12 protein-coding genes are annotated in these 20,071 nt (G+C 48.0%); 2 read left to right on the forward strand and 10 right to left on the reverse strand.

Annotated features, from left to right (window positions below):
* Nucleotides 1–36: 36 nt before the first annotated feature.
* From Pan241w_RS12065 to Pan241w_RS12085, 5 genes are all read right to left on the reverse strand, one after another.
* Entirely contained in the window at nucleotides 37–2,526 is a 2,490-nt protein-coding gene (locus Pan241w_RS12065; RefSeq protein ID WP_145215688.1) for a vWA domain-containing protein, read from the reverse strand.
* Between the two features lie 90 nt (nucleotides 2,527–2,616).
* The gene (locus Pan241w_RS12070; protein WP_145215691.1) at nucleotides 2,617–3,450 is read right to left on the reverse strand and encodes a hypothetical protein; all 834 of its coding nucleotides are present in this window, start codon (nucleotides 3,448–3,450) and stop codon (nucleotides 2,617–2,619) included.
* Nucleotides 3,451–3,754: 304 nt separating this feature from the next.
* Entirely contained in the window at nucleotides 3,755–5,035 is a 1,281-nt protein-coding gene (locus Pan241w_RS12075; protein ID WP_145215694.1) for a dihydroorotase, read from the reverse strand.
* Nucleotides 5,032–6,012 carry an aspartate carbamoyltransferase catalytic subunit gene (locus tag Pan241w_RS12080; RefSeq protein WP_145223371.1) on the reverse strand — a complete coding sequence of 327 codons (981 nt, stop codon included), beginning with the start codon at nucleotides 6,010–6,012 and terminating at the stop codon, nucleotides 5,032–5,034. The genes Pan241w_RS12075 and Pan241w_RS12080 overlap by 4 nt, the downstream gene beginning before the upstream one ends.
* Before the next feature lie 153 nt (nucleotides 6,013–6,165).
* Nucleotides 6,166–8,385 carry a serine/threonine protein kinase gene (locus Pan241w_RS12085; RefSeq protein WP_198000481.1) on the reverse strand — a complete coding sequence of 740 codons (2,220 nt, stop codon included), beginning with the start codon at nucleotides 8,383–8,385 and terminating at the stop codon, nucleotides 6,166–6,168.
* Between the two features lie 344 nt (nucleotides 8,386–8,729).
* Between Pan241w_RS12085 and Pan241w_RS12090 the strand changes: the two genes are divergently transcribed.
* Complete coding sequence (locus tag Pan241w_RS12090) at nucleotides 8,730–9,539, forward strand: hypothetical protein (RefSeq protein ID WP_145215700.1); 810 nt, start codon at nucleotides 8,730–8,732, stop codon at nucleotides 9,537–9,539.
* Here Pan241w_RS12090 and Pan241w_RS12095 read toward each other — a convergent pair.
* From Pan241w_RS12095 to gyrA, 5 genes are all read right to left on the reverse strand, one after another.
* The gene (locus Pan241w_RS12095; RefSeq protein ID WP_145215703.1) at nucleotides 9,511–10,809 is read right to left on the reverse strand and encodes a 3-keto-disaccharide hydrolase; all 1,299 of its coding nucleotides are present in this window, start codon (nucleotides 10,807–10,809) and stop codon (nucleotides 9,511–9,513) included. The two genes, Pan241w_RS12090 and Pan241w_RS12095, sit on opposite strands and share 29 nt — an antisense overlap.
* A 51-nt stretch (nucleotides 10,810–10,860) precedes the next feature.
* Nucleotides 10,861–11,971 (reverse strand): peptide chain release factor 2 gene (gene prfB, locus Pan241w_RS12100; protein WP_198000482.1). Its coding sequence is split into 2 segments (ribosomal slippage): nucleotides 10,861–11,901 and nucleotides 11,903–11,971, totalling 1,110 coding nucleotides; the frame shifts between segments, so codons are not numbered across the junction.
* 118 nt (nucleotides 11,972–12,089) lie between these two features.
* Complete coding sequence (locus Pan241w_RS12105; RefSeq protein WP_145215709.1) at nucleotides 12,090–13,409, reverse strand: UDP-glucose dehydrogenase family protein; 1,320 nt, start codon at nucleotides 13,407–13,409, stop codon at nucleotides 12,090–12,092.
* A 95-nt stretch (nucleotides 13,410–13,504) separates the two neighbouring features.
* Nucleotides 13,505–14,527: a dTDP-glucose 4,6-dehydratase gene (gene rfbB / locus Pan241w_RS12110; protein ID WP_145215712.1), complete on the reverse strand. Its 1,023-nt coding sequence runs from the start codon at nucleotides 14,525–14,527 to the stop codon at nucleotides 13,505–13,507.
* A gap of 8 nt (nucleotides 14,528–14,535) precedes the next feature.
* Entirely contained in the window at nucleotides 14,536–17,325 is a 2,790-nt protein-coding gene (gene gyrA, locus Pan241w_RS12115; protein ID WP_145215715.1) for a DNA gyrase subunit A, read from the reverse strand.
* Nucleotides 17,326–17,822: 497 nt separating this feature from the next.
* Here gyrA and Pan241w_RS12120 point away from each other — a divergent pair, with 497 nt between their 5' ends.
* Nucleotides 17,823–20,063: a serine/threonine protein kinase gene (locus tag Pan241w_RS12120; protein WP_145215718.1), complete on the forward strand. Its 2,241-nt coding sequence runs from the start codon at nucleotides 17,823–17,825 to the stop codon at nucleotides 20,061–20,063.
* The last annotated feature ends 8 nt before the right edge of the window (nucleotides 20,064–20,071 follow it).

Genomic DNA, 20,071 nt, shown 5'->3' on the forward strand with positions numbered 1-20,071 from the left:
AAAAATAACTATCAGACGAGAAGACTGCCGTTGGTATCAGGAAGACGCTTCAGCTGATTGATCAACTTCATAAAAAAAGTTTGCTGTAAAATGTTCCAGACAGAAAAAGATCAAAAGCACGGTTGTCAGCAGTGGAAAGACTTCGACTCCCAGTCGCCCCGTGCGAATGGTTCGTTTGAGTCCCTCCATATCACGCGTCAGGCTATAGCGATTTTTACCGAAAATCTGATCCAGTTCTTCGATAGTAAGAGGCTGGAAATTACTTTCGCCGGGTGATGCGTTTACGCTGAACCCTGTTGATAAGCGAGTCTGATTACTGAAATTATCACTCAGTTGATAATGGCCGACAATTTTGGTTTCGGGAATGGAAACCTGATGTGCGCCAGATTTGACATCAATCGGCAACTGTTTTAAATCCGGTGTTCTTAATAAAAAGGATTGCGGGGGAGAAACGGATGCGGGCCATTGGTAACTGGCCACTTCTCCAGCCAGATAATTTGTTCGGTTTGACTTGGTGTGAATCAGATAGCGGGTCAATTGATCGGCGAATGCCAGGTACGACCAGCGTGCGAATAAAAGCTGACTCCAGCCTTGGGAATCAACTCCCGTTGTAATGACAACGACTTTTCCCTGCCCCACTGGTTGTTCCACAATCGCAGGAGAAAGCCTGGAATCCGTATAGGTTGCAATCACTTGACCTCGATTCGCAGGTTGCACACGCCAGTATCGGCTGACTTCCATTGAAGAGAGTTCTGCTGTTCCTCCCAGGTTTTGAAAATAAGAAAACAGAGAGTGCTTATTATTCTCCAGGTCTAAAAACTCAGGTGGAATGAATTTGAGTGATCCCAGCAATTCCAGAGGAAGCAGTTTCTGGGCTGGTTTTGAGTTAAAGGAGACGATCATTGATTCGGGAGCGTCGCCGTCACTTCCTAAGATGAAACAGACGCCACCTCCATTCTCAGTGTATTCGCGAAAGAGTCGCCAATCGGTTTCCGGCAACGCCGGGGGATTGATCAGATAAATGGCTGCATATTGTTCTAACGGGAGCGTCTCAATTTCATTCAGTGAAGCGACTTGACATTGATATCGGTTTTTCTTGAGCGACACGAGTTTTTCCGGGGCCAGTGCATCACTCCATAATTGTGCCGAATTGAGATCAGGACTGACGATCAAAATTCTTGGCGGAGGTTCTGCCACAATAGTAAAGTACCGCACATCATCCGGAAGATAGGGGTCTGATGACGTAATCCGCAATTCCCCTTGCGTAATGCGTTGACTGATATTGGGAAGATTCATTTCCAGTTGCGATCCACTGTTCGATGCAGTGGTACTGTTCGACTCTGAGGTATCTGTTTCGGAGTTAACTGTAGACAGTGGTCTTTGGTCCCGTTTGATCAGCTGGCCCTTTTCATTTTGGGTGAAGAGCTCCAGGAGTGTATTTTCGGCTGTGATACCAGATGAAACGATTTCGGTTTTTAAGGAAACGGAATTTCCCAACGTGACGGATTCGCGTGAGAGTTTGATTTGTGAAATGCCAATATTTTGTGGATTCGTGACTCCCACATCGATGACATAAATACCCAGCCACTTTAATTTTTCTAATTGCTGTTTGATTAACTGTGAAGGCTGGCTTCTCCAGGCGGAACGGGCAAGATCGGTGTAGAGATAAATTTCTCTGATATACTGATCTGAACCTGCAGGTGCTGATGCTGATGTCTGTTGTTCAGCCTGACTGCGTTTGAAGTCATCCTCCTGGCGGTTGATGGCGGTGCGTACGCGGTCATCCAGGAAGAGTGAGTATGCAGAGGTTTTCAGAGATTTGATTCGGGACTGAACCGCAGACAGATCTGATTGATAGGGGGAGATATCCTCACTGCTACTATTCAGGACCGAGACGCGACTTTGGGACGGCAGATTACTCAAGTGCTGGCTGGCGATTTCTTTTGCCTGATCAAGTCGGGAACGATTTTCCTGTCGATAATCCATGCTGAGGCTGGTGTCAAACAAAAAGACTGCCGTTACCGGAATGTTCTCTGCGACGGCAGGCAGTGGTTCTGATATTTCAGCGAAGATACGCCGCTGGTAAGGCCAGAGCACCAGCAAAACTAAGAGAAGAAAAGCGGTGGCTCCCACTCCGCCTCTTAAAAATGTGCGTTTGGTATTTAAGGTTTGTTGTGAGAGTCTTTGTTGTTGAAAGCGTCGCATTAAGAACGCGTAAGTCAGAATCGCGATCGAGGTGATCGTTAGCAGCATTACCAGTTCGTATGTCGAAAAATTGTAATTGGCGGGGGGGAGTGCGGGTCTGGCCAATGCGATGACGATGACTGTGATGACGAGAATTCGTAATAATAATAGCCACAAATGTCGTAACTTCAGCCGCCGGGAGTTTTGAATTTTTCGCCGCTGCAACAATGCCAGCGCAGGGAAGATCAGTTTTTTGGGTTTTGACCGTAGCAGAAAATGTAAAATCACCGGGATTATTGCAAGAAAAATTCCAACTAATAAACCAGGGTGAATTAATGACATAGATTAGATAGATCTATTGGAAAGACTCATCTTTAAATCAGAAAGGGACGGAGAATTCAGTTGGCACTGAATCAATTAATCAGTTTCTACTTAAAACTTACTACTTCTCGCTGCTGAATCGGATCGGCCACTACCGGATTGAGGTGACACGAATTCGACAGTCTCCAGACTATACTTCATATGCTCATTGATTTGAGATCTGCCTGTAATGTTTTCAGGGGCTACGAGCAGAATCACCAACTGATTATTACCACTTTCAACCTGGAAAATCTGGAATTGATACGGGACTCCGTCAATTGGCATTTCAGGTTTGAATTCCCCAACATTAAATGATTTCGGCTCAATGTATCCTTTTCCTTCTGGATAGCGTTCTATTTTAAAATCTTCGTTATTGATAAATTGGTTAAATGCACTCGCGATTTGATTGTTGACAGCATTGAAGAAATCAAGAGCGTCGTCCATGTTTTTTTCCTTCAGCAGACTGTAGTTGCTGAGAACATAGAGATAGGCTGGACGGTCGACGATTTCATTGTCGAGATCGACGGGGACCTCCATACGCCAGGCACCTTCCAGCCCAGGTAAAACAAGATCAGCATAGTCAGGTTGTCTGGGATCAACCGTTGGAGTTGCTTCGGGAACTTCAGCTTCAGAATCTTCCGAAGTGGCAACGGGCGCAACTAGCGGGGCGTTGATCTGTTCGAACTCGATGGGGACCCTCAGGCTCACTGCGGGAGAAGACCAGATGGAGGATAGTGCCTGGTTTCGGGCATCTTGATACGTGAAATACTTAGCTGTTTCTTTCAGTCGTTGCTCATATGTCTCTGCCCCGCAGCCATGCAACAGCAAAGTCGCTGTCAGCAACAAGCAGCCGATCATACCGGTATTTTGCGGGAAATCATTACAAATCAATAATTTGTTTCGCATAGTGAAACTCAAGTTCTGTCATGAATAAAGGTTTGGTGGCTTTATTATCTGATTTTCGGATTCTCTCTCATTATCCTCGTTTATCCTACGAAAGAAAAGCAAGATCTTGATTGAAGCAATGAAAGAGAATTGTGTACGAATCAGCAAAAGTATAGCGATTAATCAGAATAGATTGACCCCGAACCCGGCTTAATTGAAGAGATTTTGGAACCATTGGAAGCAATCAGGCTACCCCAAAGTCTGCTTCTATTGTCGATGATACTAAGGGGAACGTCAACTTCGATCAATTTGTGTGTCGAAGTTTTTAATTTTCCGCACGATAGCGAACTTCGCCGGAGACAATGACGATTTCCGCCCTGCCTTGCAGTTCTTGTCCGAGAAAAGGGGTGTTTTGGCTAGATGATTTCAGGTGAGCCGGCTCCAGCTGATATTTGATTTCCGGATTGATCAGGGTGACATCCGCGTCGGCACCATCGGCCAATGTCCCTTTTGAGAGGCCCAGGATCTTTGCCGGACCACATGTCAGCTTGCTGATGAGTTCTGACCATGATAAATGTCCTGGAATAATCAGGCTCTGAATGCAGACCGGAAGCAGGGTTTCCAGCCCGATAATTCCGAAGTCGGCTCCCAGGATTTCATCGGTTTTTTTCTCAGAGGCGTGGGGAGTATGATCCGAACAGATCACGTCAATCGTACCATCTTTGAGTCCCTCGATCAGGGCATCGATATGTTCCTGAGAACGCAGAGGGGGGAGAACTTTGTAGTTGGGGTCGTAGGTTTCCAGCATCTGGTCGGTCAGAGTCAGATGATGGGGGGTGACATCGGCCGTCACTTGGATGCCTGCCTGTTTGGCGCGGCGGATCTGGGCGACACTGTTTTGGGTTGAGATGCACATCAGGTGGATGCGTCCCTGAGTCAGCTCTGCCAGTGCGATATCACGATTGACCATGATTTCTTCTGCTGCTGCCGGGATTCCCTTTAATCCCAGGACCGTAGAATGAAACCCTTCGTGCATCTGGCCTTTGTCGGTCAGATCGGGCACTTGGGGGCGATTCAATATCGGGCGGTCGAACATCCGCGTGTATTCCAGCGCACACCGCATGATCTCGGCGTTTTCAATGGGATGATCTGCATCTGTGAAGCCCACGGCCTGGCCGGCAACCAGTTGTCCGATTTCTGCGAGTTCTTTCCCTTCGTTGTTTTTGGTTGCTGCCCCCAGAGGGAACACGTGGCAATTGGCGGCACGTTCGGCCTGTAGCAGAATGAATTCTGCTGAAGAACGATCATCCACTACGGGGGAAGTGTTTGGCAGGCAGCCCAGTGATGTGACACCACCTGCCAGAGCGGCTGCAGTACCACTTTCAATCGTTTCATCCTCTTCGAATCCGGGTTCGCAGAGGGAAACATGGAGATCAATCAACCCCGGGCTGACGATCAGCCCTGTGGCATCAATGACTTCGTCTGCCGTCGTAGTCGCTTCACACAGGCCTTTAATTTTAGCATCTTCAATCAGCAAATTGCCCTGCACATCTAGATTTTGTGAGGGATCAATGATGCGGCCATTTTTGATTAGAATCGATTTCATCCTGGAATTCCCAAGGAGGCAGTACGCTGTAGATGGAGTAGGTAGAGACAGGCCATGCGAATGATTAAACCGTTACTGACCTGTCCCAGAATAACAGAATGCGGACCATCAGCCACGTCGGGGGTGATTTCAACACCACGGTTGATGGGGCCTGGTGCCAGGATCAACACATCGTCTTTAGCTTTGCTGATTCGCTGTTTATTCATTCCAAACAGGTGCGCGTATTCGCGGATCGAGGGAAAAAAGTGTCCTCGCTGTCGTTCAAACTGAATTCGCAACAGATTCAGGCAGTCCGTACGATCAAGGACGTCGTCGAGATTGTTAGAAACTTCAACATCCAATTGGGAAAGCTCGGTGGGCATGAGGGTCGTCGGTCCACAGACAATGACGTGCGCTCCCAATTTTTTGAGTCCCCAAATATTGGAGCGGGCAACCCGACTGTGAAGAATATCGCCGACCAGTGTGACTGTCAGGCCTTCAATTTTACCAAAGTGTTCCCGGATGGTGAAAATGTCGAGCAGAGCCTGCGTAGGGTGTTCATGAGTGCCGTCGCCGGCGTTCAGAATGTTGGCATCGAGATGTTGGGCCAGGAGCTGTGGGGCGCCGGGAGTTTTGTGTCTGACAACGACGTAAGAAACACCCATGGCTTCGATTGTTTTGGCAGTGTCGACAAAACTTTCCCCTTTCGAGAGGCTACTGCCAGATGCCGTAAAGTCGACGGTATCTGCGCTCAATCGCTTTGCAGCCAGTCCGAAGCTGATGCGGGTTCTGGTTGAGGGTTCGAAGAATAAATTCGCAACCACTGTACCGGCGAGCGGAGTTAGTTTTGTCTCACCAATTGCAGCTAAGCGTTTGAACTCAGCAGCCTGATTGAGAATGATATTAAGTTCGTCTTTGGAAAGGTCCTGCAGTCCTAAAATATGTTTACGCGTCCAGCCGCTGGAAATGTCTGTTCGATACTCATGGTCGATATTCATAGTCACATCAGATTTGAACGTGTGCGTTTTCAGGTCGGGAGATTCTAATTGGGTCAATCCCGGCTGAGAAGTTTTCAACAGGACTGGAAGAGATATTACCAATCCCCCCTGCTCCCTTCAAGGAGCGCACTCAGAGATATTTCCGACTGATTCTTAGTTTTCAAGTGATTGTAGGCGAGACAAGAAATCAGGGAACCTTTCGGCTTGAATGCCGGGAGGAAGTGCTGATTTTCGAGGAACCTGCGCTTCTGTAATCACTGAGTCAGCCGGAGCGAGGCTCAACGGAGCTGCATATCTGAACTTTCCGGTCGACAGTCCTTCAATCAGCATACTGGTGGTATTCAGTTCCTCTAAAGGCTGTTTTACTGTTGACTGCCAGCCTGCGATCCGGATGTCTGAGGAAGCGACCGAACCTTCTCCAGCCAGATCGACAGAAGAAAGCCAGTTTTCAGGTGGTTTCGAACCCAGAACCTGAATCAGGGGCGATTGCGCTAAGTCGAAAACACAATCCTGGCTTTCGATTTGGATAGCCCCTGGAATGGTTTTCTCATCAAGCCAGTGAAACAAAAGAAGAGGCCCCGACTTTCGCAGAGTGAGATGCTTCAGGCTGATGCTGATTTGCTGGTCAACTTCGGGTGGCTGTTCGAAGAACAGCGTGGAGTGTGAAGTGATGTTCAGACAGTTATTCAAAGCAAGGTTTTGAGGAGTATGAGTGAGGTAAATGGCATGCTCGGCTACTGCGAATACTGTGTTGTGAATTTCTAAATGGCATCCGGTACGTTGTTGTGCATCAATGGGTTTCCAGTAAATGGCACTACGGTTGATTTGTGTTCCGGAATCGCTTTCATCATTCAGTTGTGCGAAGAAACAGGATTTGAGAGTCAGGCTTTGTGCGGTCACGTTTAAAAGTGATGCAGGTTGTCTCTCTTGTGCAGGAATCGTTGGGGATTGGGGATTGCTGGTTTGGCTGACGAGAATTACATTTTCCAGATGCAATTGTTCTGCCACAACGCTGAAGGCTTCATCTTCGATATGAATGATTGCAGGGGCATCAGAGACTCCTCTAATCGTCAGTGGGCCTACGGTTGTGATTTTTGTCGATTCATAAGGAGTTAACGAATCTAATTGAATGATCCCATTTTCATCTGGAGGAGGGAGTAATTGTCTGCTGATCTGCTCGGTGGCAGAAGGACTGGCGGTATGCGCATCTGAGGGCGTCGATTTATTCTCAGTCACAGTCTGCGGATCGAATGAGACCTGAGAGGTGATTTTTAATAACTGGCTACGGGCTCCCTCATCAAGGAGCGTCAGCGATAAACCTGAAAGTACGAAAATCAGCGCTGCGATCAGTGGGAGTCGCCCCGTTTTCCCAGACGTTAAATCAACGTGTGCGCGGGGTGTCTGATTCTGAAATGAGGCGTGAAATTTGAGTAAGGGTTTGCGTGCAGACTGCGGTTGAGCGGGCCATAGTTTTTTTGCCTCCTGCATGTTGGCGGGACGCTGCTGTGGATCAGGGGCAATAAACTTCACCAGAGCCTCTGCTATCGCGGTGGGAGTTTCCGGTGCCCAGCTGCGAATATCAGGGACTGTTTTGGTCTGATGGCAAGCCAATTTGGCAAGCGGGTCCCCGGTTGTAAACGGAGGTCTGCCTGCCAGCAGTTCCCAGAGCAGGCAGCCCAGGGCATAAAGGTCGCTTTGTGAATTTGGGTGTTGTCCTGTGCCGATCAGTTCCGGTGCGATGCCATCATAACAGCGCGGTGGCAGTGAAGAATGAATTGTGAGCTCTGGCGAGAGGATCGGTTCGAGACCGGTATCGACCAGTGCTGCAGTTCCGTCTGTGGCAAGTCGCACATTCCAAGGACGGATGTCGCCGTGGATCACATTCCGTTTTTCCAGCGTCGCTAATGCATCGAGTAACTGAGCACCAATGGCGAGTACGACCTGCACCGGAAATCGGCCTCTACGGATCAGCAGCTCAGCGACTGTTGTCGAGGGACCATATCGACTAATGATGACGAATTGCTGGGGGAGTTGTTTGATGGTTCGTGGGAGGATTAGAGACGGGTGCTGCAATCCTTGTAGGCGTTTTAACAGATTCTGGAAGTTTTGCTGAATTTGATTTAGATTCTCAGATTGGGGCTTGGTGATTTTTAAGGCACAGAGTTCCGTGCTCTCAGGGGCTTTAGCAACATAGGTGCTGGATTTATGGCTCTGACCTAATTCCGAAACTAATAAATAGGGCCCAACGACTAAGCGTTCTGGGGTTCCCGAATCCAGAGTGCGCGCCTGGAAAGGAGTGATTTTCTGTGCCTGGACAAGTGCATCAATCCAGACCGAGTCGAACGCAGGAATCCCTCGAGCTAATTTCTTCACGCGCCGCCGGCAACGCCTCAGATCTGCTGCTGTACAGAGCTTGAACTTTGTTAAGCGTTTTAACAGCTCTGGGGAAGGAGGGTCGAGCAAAGTAAAGAAATCCTTTTCTACTTTAAAATTGCCGAAGGTGTAACTACTTGTGCTATCAGATTTTTCTGGCGGCAACCGTTCCACGCAGAACAGGGTGATTTATGGCAAAAAATGACAGTTTTCGCAAGAGAGATCTGGCTTGAGCGATCTTGGACCGAATCAGAGAGCGGTCTTTTCTAAAAATGGTAGTTTAGGGTATAAAGCATGTTGAAAGAATATGCTTCTATGCTCATTTGACGAGAAATCATTGGCTGATGAATACCCCCCCGCAGAAGTGTGTACTGATTGTTGGCAACGATCAAACCTGTGAAATGCGATCTGTACTTGAATCAGTTCGTGAAATCTGCCGGGGCGCACAGATTGTTTCGTGTGCCAGTCTGGAGGCAATTCCAGACGAGGAGGCGTTTCCCGATTTGATCCTGATTTGTCAGAACTGGCCGGATGAGTTTGGACCACGTACATTGTCTGATCTAGTCAGCCGTTTTCCTATTTCCCGCTTTGTTTGCTGCTATGGTGTGTGGTGTGAAGCCGATGGTCGCACTAGAACGATCTGGCCTCTCGGTATCCGTGTTCCCGCGCGTTGTGTTTCGACACGGCTTAAATTGGAATGGGAGATTATCAGGGGAGGCCGAGCAGCGTTTCCTCTGACCGCAGGCAGAGATGAGATCTTTCAACTTGAAGCCACTGACGGCTCACTCCGATTCGATACAGAAGGGGGAGCTCCTCTGATCCAAGTCGAATCTGGTGACCGTACCTATCGGAAAATGCTGGAAGAGAGGATTGTTTCCTGGGAAGGACGAATTGCAAACACGATGAACGACGAGGCCATCGATCTATTGATGATCGATCTGGACCCATGGGAAATGATAGTGAACCAGTTGGAGACACGGACCTTAGTGGCTCCGATCGTTGGAGTGATGGGCCTGGCACATCCGGAAACCATCACCGCTGCGAAACTGCTGGGCATCGAAGCCGTGATCTGTAAAGTGGCACCCGAACAGGAATTATTCCAGGCACTCAATCGCAGTTTGCAGGTCAAGGCGATTCCACAGGCAGAGTGCTGACTTTCAGATCTTTGAAATTGAGGTCCGTGGTTGGATCGTGGCCTTGCAGGCTGATATGTCCTGCTTTCAGTCGCAGTCCTTTACGGGGATTCTCATCTGGCTTTCGGGTATCGTTCCAGTCTGTCACCTGATAGCCGTCAATCCAGACAGCGATATGAGAGCCGTAAGCGGAAAGGGTTGTGGTAAACCATTCGTTGTCATTTGAGACGACTCGCCTGGCTTCGGTTCTTCTAAAGATGGCACCGGTACCTGCGTTTTCTGGTTTGGTACGGTCTTTGTCTTTGATTCCGTTGTGGATCTGTACTTCATAACCATTGGCCATGCCCTTTTCAGAGCCCTTGATCGCACGAAAGAAGTAGCCACTGTTCAGCGCTGTGCCATTGGATTTTGCTGTTGCCTGAAACAGAAAATTGTCCCAGGTTTCTTCTGTCTCCAGGTAGCCCTGCTTTTCGGCAGTGACATGAATCGTACTGTCGACGACTTCAAATTTACTTTTCGAACCGGGGACGACACGCCAGCCGGCGAGGTCAACACCATTAAAAATAGTCGACATCCGCAAGGGCTTCAAATAGATCTTACGAAATTCAATTGGGCCTTCATTTTTTTGGAGACCAATAAAACCAACTTTACGGAGGTTCTTGGATGTATCTGTAAAATTCAGAACTTCTTTCCCATTGAGTGAAGCTTGAATTTTTGGGCCTTCCAGACGTACGACGAATGATTGCCATTCCTGACTTGCGGGAACGGGATCCTGGATCTTACTGCGACCGACTAAGCTCCCGGTTGGATATTCTGTCTTCTGATCACAAAGATTGAGTTCGTAACAATCTTTGCCGGGGTCCTTGGGATCAAAAAACGTTCTGAGAAAGAGCCCGCTATTTGTTTCCGGTGTTAAACGAAAATCAAATTTCAGTTCATAGTCAGCGAAAGGAGATGTCGTCAGTAGCAGCCCGGGTTTCCCAGAATCCGCTTTGATCACACCTTGCTCAACGTGCCAGTTGACGTCATTATTGGCTTTCCAACCGAAGAGGCTGTGTCCATCAAATAAAGCGATCCAGCCAGCTGCAATTTCTTCGTCCGTCAGGCCAGTCTCAGGGATGATCTCGCCTGCAGGCTCGGCAGTGGTTTTCGGATTGGTTTTCGCCGTTACCACTTCTTTTGCCTGGGGTTCTGCATTTGATTTTGCTGGAGGCGAAGGGTGTTCGACTTTCTGGCAACTCGTCAGGAACAAAGCACTTAAAACGATGTAGTTAACTGTTTTACGCGGCATGATGTTCTCTCCAGTCTCAAAGTTTAAAACACGTTTTTAAGCTGATGTAGACTAATTTTCTGTCATTCCCCAGCGGAGAAATGACTCCAGGAACCCGTCCAGATCCCCGTCTAGAATGGGACCGGGATTACCAGCTTTGTACCCGGTGCGGGCGTCCTTAACATACTGTTCCGGGTGTAACACATAGTTGCGAACCGTTTGGCCTCCAAATCCAATTTTGGATTTTCCGCCTCGTTTTGCTGCCAGTTCAGCGTCCCGTTTTTCCTGTTCAATCTGAAACAGTTTTGCCTTGAGCATTTTGCGAGCTTCGGCCCGATTTTTGTGCTGGCTGCGATTATTCTGGCATTGCACAACAACGTTCGATGCCAGGTGAGTCAGGCGGATCGCAGAATCCGTTTTGTTAATATGCTGCCCCCCTGCTCCGCTGGCCCGATAGGTATCTTCGCGGACGTCCTGCTCCCAGTTAATTTCAATTTCGGCGATCTCTCCCATGTCCGGAGAGACATCGACGGCTGCAAAGGATGTATGGCGACGTCCGGCGGAATCGAAGGGACTGATGCGGATTAAACGATGATTTCCGGTTTCTCCTTTGAGATAGCCGTAAGCGTAATCGCCCTCTATGCGAATCGTGGCACTGCGGATGCCGGCTTCTTCTGCATCAGATCGATCCAGAATTTCGACATTGAACCCGCGGCGTTCGCACCAGCGCAGGTACATGCGCAGCAACATCTCTGCCCAGTCAGACGAGTCCGTTCCCCCTTCTCCTGCCTGAATGCTGAGATAGGCGGCAGAGCCGTCTTCAGGAGCCGACATCATTGCCTGAAGTTCCAGTTGATCGAGGGATGTTTCCAGTCGATTTGCAGTCGCGGTAAGCTCTGGAATACTTTCTTCGCTTCCCTCTTCTTCAATGAATTCCAGCAGAACTTCGAGGTCTTCTGCACCGGAAATCAGTTCAGTTAAGGGCTTCACAATCAACTGCAGTTGACGCATTTCCGTAACCAGTTCCTGTGCCTTTTCCTGGTTGTCCCAGAAGCCGGCGGCGCCCATCAATTCATTGATTTCCGCAGCTCGTTCTTTCTTGGCAGCATAGTCAAAGAGAGTCTCGTAGTTTGAGGATGCGATCCATGATTCCCGTACATTTATCTTTTAGTTCGTGGTCCATGCTGTATTCTTTCAAGAGGTAACCGGTCAAGGTGATGTTCGTGGTTAGACGAAATGGTGCCTCGCAGGATTATAGGAATTTCGGGTTTTGTATATCAGTAATCAGATGCGGTGTGGAATCAGGTTTGTTCTTTGACAGAACTGAGACCGATTCCAAAGTATTCGATTCCTTTCTGTTTCATACTTTCCGGATCATATAAATTACGCCCATCAAAGATTACAGGGGTTGCCAGCTTGTGGAGAATGTAGTCAAAGTCTGCGTGCCGGAATTCATTCCATTCAGTGACAATGACTAATGCATCCGCATCATCAAGCGTATCATAGTGGTGATCAAAGTAAGAAAGTTGATTCCCATATTTCGCTTTGACATTCTCCATGGCCACGGGATCATGGACCTTCAGCGTGGCTCCTGCTTCTAATAGCTGATCGATCAGGACAAGAGAGGGAGCTTCCCTGATGTCATCTGTTTTGGGTTTAAATGCCAGTCCCCAGATGGCGAATGTCTTTCCCTTCAGTTCGCTTTTAAAGTAACGGTTGATTTTTTCAAACAACACTCTTTTTTGTGCGGTATTCACCTGGTCGACAGCATTTAGGATGGTGGGTTCCATCGATTGGTTTCTAGCAACTGAGATTAAAGCTGAGACGTCTTTGGGAAAGCAGGATCCACCGTAGCCGACTCCGGGGAACAGAAATGAAAAGCCAATTCTCTGGTCGTGACCGATGCCTCGGCGTACCTGATTAATATCGGCCCCCACGCGCTCACAGAGGTTAGCCATTTCGTTAATGAAACTGATTTTTGTCGCCAGCATGCAATTGGCGACATATTTGGTCATCTCGGCACTTTCCAGTTCCATGGATAGAAAAGGGTGTTCTGTGCGCAAAAATGGTTTGTAAAGCTCGTGCAAGACCTCGGAAACCTCCGGTCGTGAAGCTCCGACAACAACGCGATCCGGTTTAGAAAAATCATCAATCGCGGCACCTTCTTTTAAGAATTCCGGGTTTGACGCGACATCAACTTCTCTACCTGTGAGTGCCTTTAGTTGCTCGGCCAGTTTTCGGTTCGTGCCGACCGGAACTGTGCTTTTAATAATAACGATGGCCTCTTTTGATAAGAGGGGAGCCAGAGATTCGGCTACTTTCCAGATACTGCTTAGATTGGCAGAGCCATCCTCTGTTTGTGGCGTACCGACGGCGATAAAGATGCATTTCGCGTCCGGAATTGCTTCTTTATAGCCGGTGGTGAAAAACAGCCGCCTGGCTTTGACGTTCCGCTTGACCATTTCTTCCAAGCCGGGTTCATAAATCGGGATTTCTCCCGCCTTGAGTTTTTGTACTTTTGTTTCATCGATATCGACGCAGGTCACATCGTTTCCGCTTTCAGCAAAACAAGTGCCTGTGACAAGACCGACATACCCGGTACCAATAACTGCGATTTTCATAATGCTCTCAAGGATTTCTTCTTCAGCTGTAATCTACTCATAATGGATTTCGCGAGTATGCGTTTTTCGAATTCGAACGCGTATTTTGAAAACAGCTAGTTGTTTAAACGGTTTCCGTATTGTTGGTCGTAGTACTGAAGGTATTTTCCAGAACGAATTCGGTTTACCCAATCCCGGTTTTCCTGATACCATTTGATGGTGTTTTCCAAGCCGGCGTGGAATTCCATTTCTGGCTTCCAACCTAATTCTGCTTCTGCTTTTCGACAGTCAATGGCATAACGCAAATCGTGGCCAGGGCGATCCGTGACATATTGGATTAACGTTTCTGGTTTTCCTAGTAATTTGAGCAATAATCGTGTGATTTCAATATTTTGCATCTCCGCATTACCGCCAAAATTATAGACCTGTCCCGCTTCTCCTTTTCTCAATGCAGCATCAATTCCCCGGCAATGATCAAGGACATGGATCCAGTCACGGACATTTTTACCCTCACCATAAATTGGTACTGGCTGATCTTCTAACGCATTGGAAATGAAAAGAGGGATCAGTTTTTCCGGAAATTGGTAGGGGCCGTAATTATTGGAGCAGCGCGTGATGATTGCCGGTAAATCAAATGTTTTAACATAACTTCGTACAAGCAGGTCTGCAGCTGCTTTCGACGCTGAATAAGGACTGTTAGGGGCAAGTGGAGTTTGTTCTGTGAAGAGGCCCTCTGCACCCAGGCTACCATAAACTTCATCGGTAGAAACTTGAAGGAATCGCTCGATTTTATGATTGCGAGCGGCATCCAGCAGGACCTGAGTTCCCACAATATTGGTTTGGATGAAGGGACCAGAATCAAGAATGCTGCGGTCCACATGTGATTCCGCAGCAAAGTTGATTACTGCATCAAAGCGATTTGATTTTAATAGTGAGTTGACAAGATCCTGATCCGTAATATCGCCTTTGACAAAAGTGTAGCCGGAGTGTGATTCAAACTCCTTCAGGTTCTCCAAGTTGCCGGCGTAAGTCAGCTTGTCAAGATTTGTAATTGATACTTCCGGGTACTCTGAAAGTTGATAACGGATGAAGTTTGATCCGATAAACCCGCAACCACCAGTCAATAATATTTTCTTCATTGAAATCTCTATTCTTGGTCAGATGTTGGATTATTGTCTTCTGTTGTCTGATCTTCGATTGTTGTTGTTCCTTCAGGTGTAGACTCTTCAACTGTGTTTGAAAGATTCAGAGGCTCATCACCCTCAGATTCATCAACAATTTCGGCAGGAATTCGTGCCAGCGAGACGAGCTTGTCGTTTTGATCCAGTTTGATGACTCGCACTCCCTGTGTGTTGCGACCCACCTGGCTGATTTCTCGTCCTCGCACGCGCTGAATGATCCCATTTTTGGTTACCATGAGGACTTCATCATCTTCAGCAACTGACAGAATATCGACGACCTGGCCATTTCTAGCGGAGGTGCGGATGTCTCGGATTCCTTTACCTCCCCGTTTTTGACGGCGGTAGTGCATTCCGCTACGTGTTTCCTGTTCTGCATCCGGTTCTTCTTCTACGTCACTCTCGCTGGCAGAAACCTCTTCGTCTGTTTCGGGTAATTCTTCATCCGTTTCATCAGTCGTGGGGATGAATCCAAAGGGAGTCCTTTTACCGTAACCGTTTTCACAAACAGTTAATAAACAGTTATCAGGATCGGCAATCACCATTCCAATTACATGTCCTGTTTTGGAAAGTTTGATCCCTTTTACGCCGCGTGTGTTGCGTCCCATACTACGTGCGTCAGACTGAGCGAAGCGAATCGCCATTCCCTCAGAAGTCGCCAGCAATAAGTCTTCGCCCGGGGAGACAATTAGCGCCTCGACCAGCTCATCGTCGTCGTCAAGTTTGATCGCGATGATGCCGCCGCGCTGTACGCGACTGTAGGCCGATAGAGGCGACTTTTTGATGATTCCATTTTGTGTTGCCATGACGAGGAAGCGTTCTTCATCAAACTCCCGTACAGCGACGCAATTGGAAACGGTTTCATCTTCCTGAAGAGAGAGCAGATTAACCAGCGCACGTCCTTTGGCTGTACGTCCCTGAAGAGGCAGGTCGTAGACTTTTGACCAATAGACGCGTCCTCGGTTTGTGATAAACAGCAGATAGGAGTGTGTGCTGGCAACGAACAGGTGCTCGATCGGGTCTTCTTCGTCGGTTTTAGCGCCTTTGATCCCTTTTCCGCCTCGATTTTGCGCCTGGTAGGTATTCAGCTGCGTACGTTTGATATAACCCCGTTGCGAGAGTGTCACAACCATGGGTTCTTCTGTAATCAGATCATCCCGGTTGACATCGGTCAGTTCGTCATCAGAAATATCGGTGCGCCGTTTGTCAGCATACTTGCCTTGGAGGTGCAGCATATCATCACGAATGACAGCCCGAATATGATCTTCATCAGACAGTAAATACAGATATTCCGAAATGGCTTTGAGCAGTTCTTTATGCTCATCGCTCAATTTTTCGCGTTCCAGGTTTGCCAGAGAACCTAATTGCATCGAGACAATGGCTTCGGCCTGATTGGCTGACAGAGAGTAATATTCATGAACCCCCTGTTCGTTCTGATATTCCTTAAATCCATCTTCGCCGAGTGCGCGTTCGATTAATTTTCCATCTACCTGCATGCCCTGCAGGCTGATTTTGGCTTCAGCACGACTGGGAGAATTGCGAATCGTTTTGATGACTTCGTCGATGTCAATCTGCGCAATCATCAAACCTTCGACGGTATGTTTTCGCTTGCGTGCTTCTGCGAGTAGAAACTCGGTTCGTCGGCGAATGACATCAATGCGATGCAGGATAAACTGCTGAATTAATTCTTTGACAGACAGCGTTTCCGGGCGGTTTCCAACCAGTGCCAGCAGAATGATGCTGAAGGTGCTCTGTAGCGGCGAAAACTTGAATAACTGAGCGAGCACGACTTCTTTGTCTGCATCTCGTTTCAGGATGATTTGCAGATGAACTTTCCAGGGAGGGACATTGCGGTCTGTCAGATCGACAATGCGTGAGATTCCCTTGACGCGATCATCGCGAACCAGTGTTTCCAGCTTTTCCCGGATCCGGTCACGTGTTTCCATATAGGGAATTTCCGTGACGACGATCACATCTGACTGCTTTTCCGTTTCGAAATGCGTGCGGGCACGGAGTGTAATGGTTGATCGCCCTGTGGCGTAACCTTTCCTGATACCATAGCGACCGCAGATGATACCACCGGTGGGAAAGTCCGGACCAGGCATGACCTGTAGAATGTCATCAATGGTGGCTTCCGGATTGTCGATCAACAGTGTGACGGCTTCGCAGACTTCTCCCATATTCTGAGGGGGAATGCTGGTTGCCATACCGACCGCGATCCCACTGGAGCCGTTGACCAGCAGATTGGGAAATTTGGAAGGGAGAACAACGGGTTCATCATTTCGTTGGTCGTATGTAGGAACAAAGTCCACGGTATTTCGATTGATATCGTCCAGCATTTCGGCAGCGACTGGAGAAAGTCGAGCTTCGGTATAACGCATGGCCGCCGGTGGTAGCCCTGCCAGAGACCCGAAATTGCCCTGTTTGTCAATCAGGACGTTTCGCATGACCCAATCCTGTCCTAGACGGACCAGTGTCGGGTAAATGGAGCCATCACCATGAGGGTGGTAGTTACCACTGGTGTCGCCGGAAATCTTTGCGCATTTTACCCGGGATGAACTCGCTCCCAGGTTCAAATCGTTCATGGCAACAAGAATTCGGCGTTGTGATGGTTTTAAACCGTCGCGTGCATCAGGCAGCGCGCGGCTGATAATCACACTCATCGCATAAGTGAGATAGCTGTCACGCATTTCGTCCTGGATGTCCAGGTATTTAATATTTGCATCAATGTTCGGCTCTTCGCCGTTGTCGCTAGCCAATCCTTGTTCTCCTTAAGGAATTTAACTACAGATAGTTTGGTCTTAATTGTTGTCTGTTTGGAGATAGCTCCAAATGTGTGTAATCAGTACAAGCGGTCTCTCTAGAGAAAACACTGGGGCTAAATCTGATACACTGGAAACGATTTGATTACGCTGAAATGGATGCCAGTTTCCTTGAAAAAAGCTCTAAACTTGGTGAGCAGTTTTGCCTTAAAACCAAGGTTAAAAGCTTCGTAATTTGCTACAGAAATCAAGTCCTTAAAACATCTTCAAATTGTAGTCAAATTCATGTGAATTCACAACTAACACGGCACCTGAATTTTGCAGCCTTCTAAGGTAGAAAAACCTTGAAAATCAATAAGTTACGTTCTCAGATTAATCATTGAGAGGAGCACGTTCGTTGCGTAGAATAGAGAAAATGTTAAGGTGTGTTCCCAGATCGAATCTGTACTTGGAATACCCTTTCGGAAGCAGGGGTTAGTAAAGCTGTTTTTCCTATGAATGAATCCGAATCTCCAGAGAATACTCACATCCCTGCGGAAGACCCTGCATTAGAGCAGCAGGAATCTGAGCGTGATTGCATAGAATCTCAGGAAAAAACTCTGAAACAGTCGCCTGAAGAGCAGGAGCACGCGGCTCATTTGAGCAAAGATCGGTTCTCGCTCCCCGCAAAAATCCCGGGATATGTCATGATGCGGTCTTTGGGAGAAGGCTCTTATGGCTCTGTATGGCTTGCTCAGGAAGAAAATACCGGGAAGTACGTGGCGATTAAGTTTTATACCTACCGCCGTGGTTTGGACTGGTCTCTCTTGAATCGAGAAGTCGAGAAACTGGCGGAGTTATATACCTCGCGGCACATCATCAGTTTACAGGGGGTTGGTTGGAATAGTGACCCTCCCTATTACATGATGGAATATCTGGAGAACGGTTCACTTTCCTCGTTTTTGGATGCTGGACCTCTGCCTGTCTCCGAAGCAGTGCGGATTGCCAAAACAGTCTTACTGGCACTGGTTCACGCGCATGGTCGAGGAATATTGCATTGTGATTTGAAGCCGGCAAATATTCTACTCGATGCTAATTTTGAACCGCGACTTTGTGATTTTGGACAATCCCGATTGTCAGACGAACAAAGCCCATCCCTGGGAACCTTATATTATATGGCCCCCGAGCAGGCAGATCTGCAGGCAGTTCCTGACTCGCGGTGGGACGTATATGCGCTGGGGGCCCTGCTCTATCACATGTTGTGTGGAAAAGCTCCCTATCGTACGTCTGAAAATGAACAGGCGATACGAAATCTGAATTCGCTGGAAGAAAAATTGACGGCTTATCGGGATTTGATTCGAACGTCTCCCCGACCTGCTGAACACCGTAAGGTCTCTGGTGTGGATCGTCGATTGATTGAAATTGTTGATCGTTGTCTCGAAACGGACCCGAAAAAACGGTTTCCTAATGCTCAAGCTGTTCTGAGCAGTTTGCTTCAAAGAGAGCGGCATCGGGCACGCCGACCTTTAATTGCTTTGGGCATCATTGCACCACTTCTGTTGGTTCTGGGGTTGATCCCGGTGGCGGGAGCAGCCGTCAATCAAATGGTGCATAAGTTTCGGGAAAACCTGACAGCGCGGGCTCTCAGCAGTGATTTCATCTCTGCGAATTTATTGTCGCAATATATGGAGCGGGATCTTCAGGATCGTAAGGAACAACTGGTTGACCTTTCCACCAGAACATTATTACGACAAAACCTGCAGAAGTTTCAGGATAAAGATCTACCAGAGGAATCCAGGCTGCAGGAGTTGTCTGATTATTTGAATCAAGAGAAAGAAATTGTTGATAAGAAACGAGCCGAGTTAAAACGAGAGCAAGACACAAGTTGGTTTCTAACCGATGCAAATGGAACACAAATCTGGCGCGATCCGGTGAGACCTACGATTGGGCAGGATTTTTCTCATCGAGACTACTTTCATGGACACGGTTTGGAGTATCCCAAGGGTAAGGCTCCTAAAGGTATCAAGCCGATTACGGAACCTTATATTTGCCAGGTATTCAAGAGTGATGCTACCAATCAGTGGATGGTGGCGATTGCGGTTCCTGTCTGGGATTTAAAAGAGGAGAAGGTGCTGGGAGTCTTGGCCCGAACAACGCATCTGGACCAATTACTGACGGGCTTTGATGAAAGCATTCGAGGAAATTCCGAACGAATCGGAGATCGCAAGATTGCTCTGATCGATAACCGTGATGGAAAAGTATTGGCGCATCCAGAAATGACAGCAGATACTTTACGGAAAATGAGCCGTGAAGAGGTCGATCGACTGGTACTCAAGAAGAAGCATATCAATCAGTTGCAATTATCCAGGTTAGCCCAGCAGAAAAATCAATTTGGAGCTTTGCCGACAGTGGTCGATGATTTTCATGATCCAGTAGAAGCAGTGCTTTCAGAAGATGATCAGGATAATGTCTGGCTGGCAGCCTTTTCGCCGATCGGTACGACAGGTTGGACTGCCGTCGTTCAGGAACGGCGAAGTATGGCGTTGCGTCCTGTTGCGGAAATGCGCAGCTGGCTCATTGAATATGGCTTGATTGTGTTAGTGACGAGTTGTCTGTTGATTTTTACGGTCTGGTATTTTGTCATGCGAGTTTTAACAGAACGGCGCGGATGGGACTGGTCTCGTCATCAATCGGAAAAACGTTCCGAACAAGGCTCGACCTCAGCCAGTTGGCCCAATCATTCAAATGGTATTTAAAACCATTC

Source organism: Gimesia alba, assembly GCF_007744675.1.
Lineage (GTDB): Bacteria > Planctomycetota > Planctomycetia > Planctomycetales > Planctomycetaceae > Gimesia > Gimesia alba.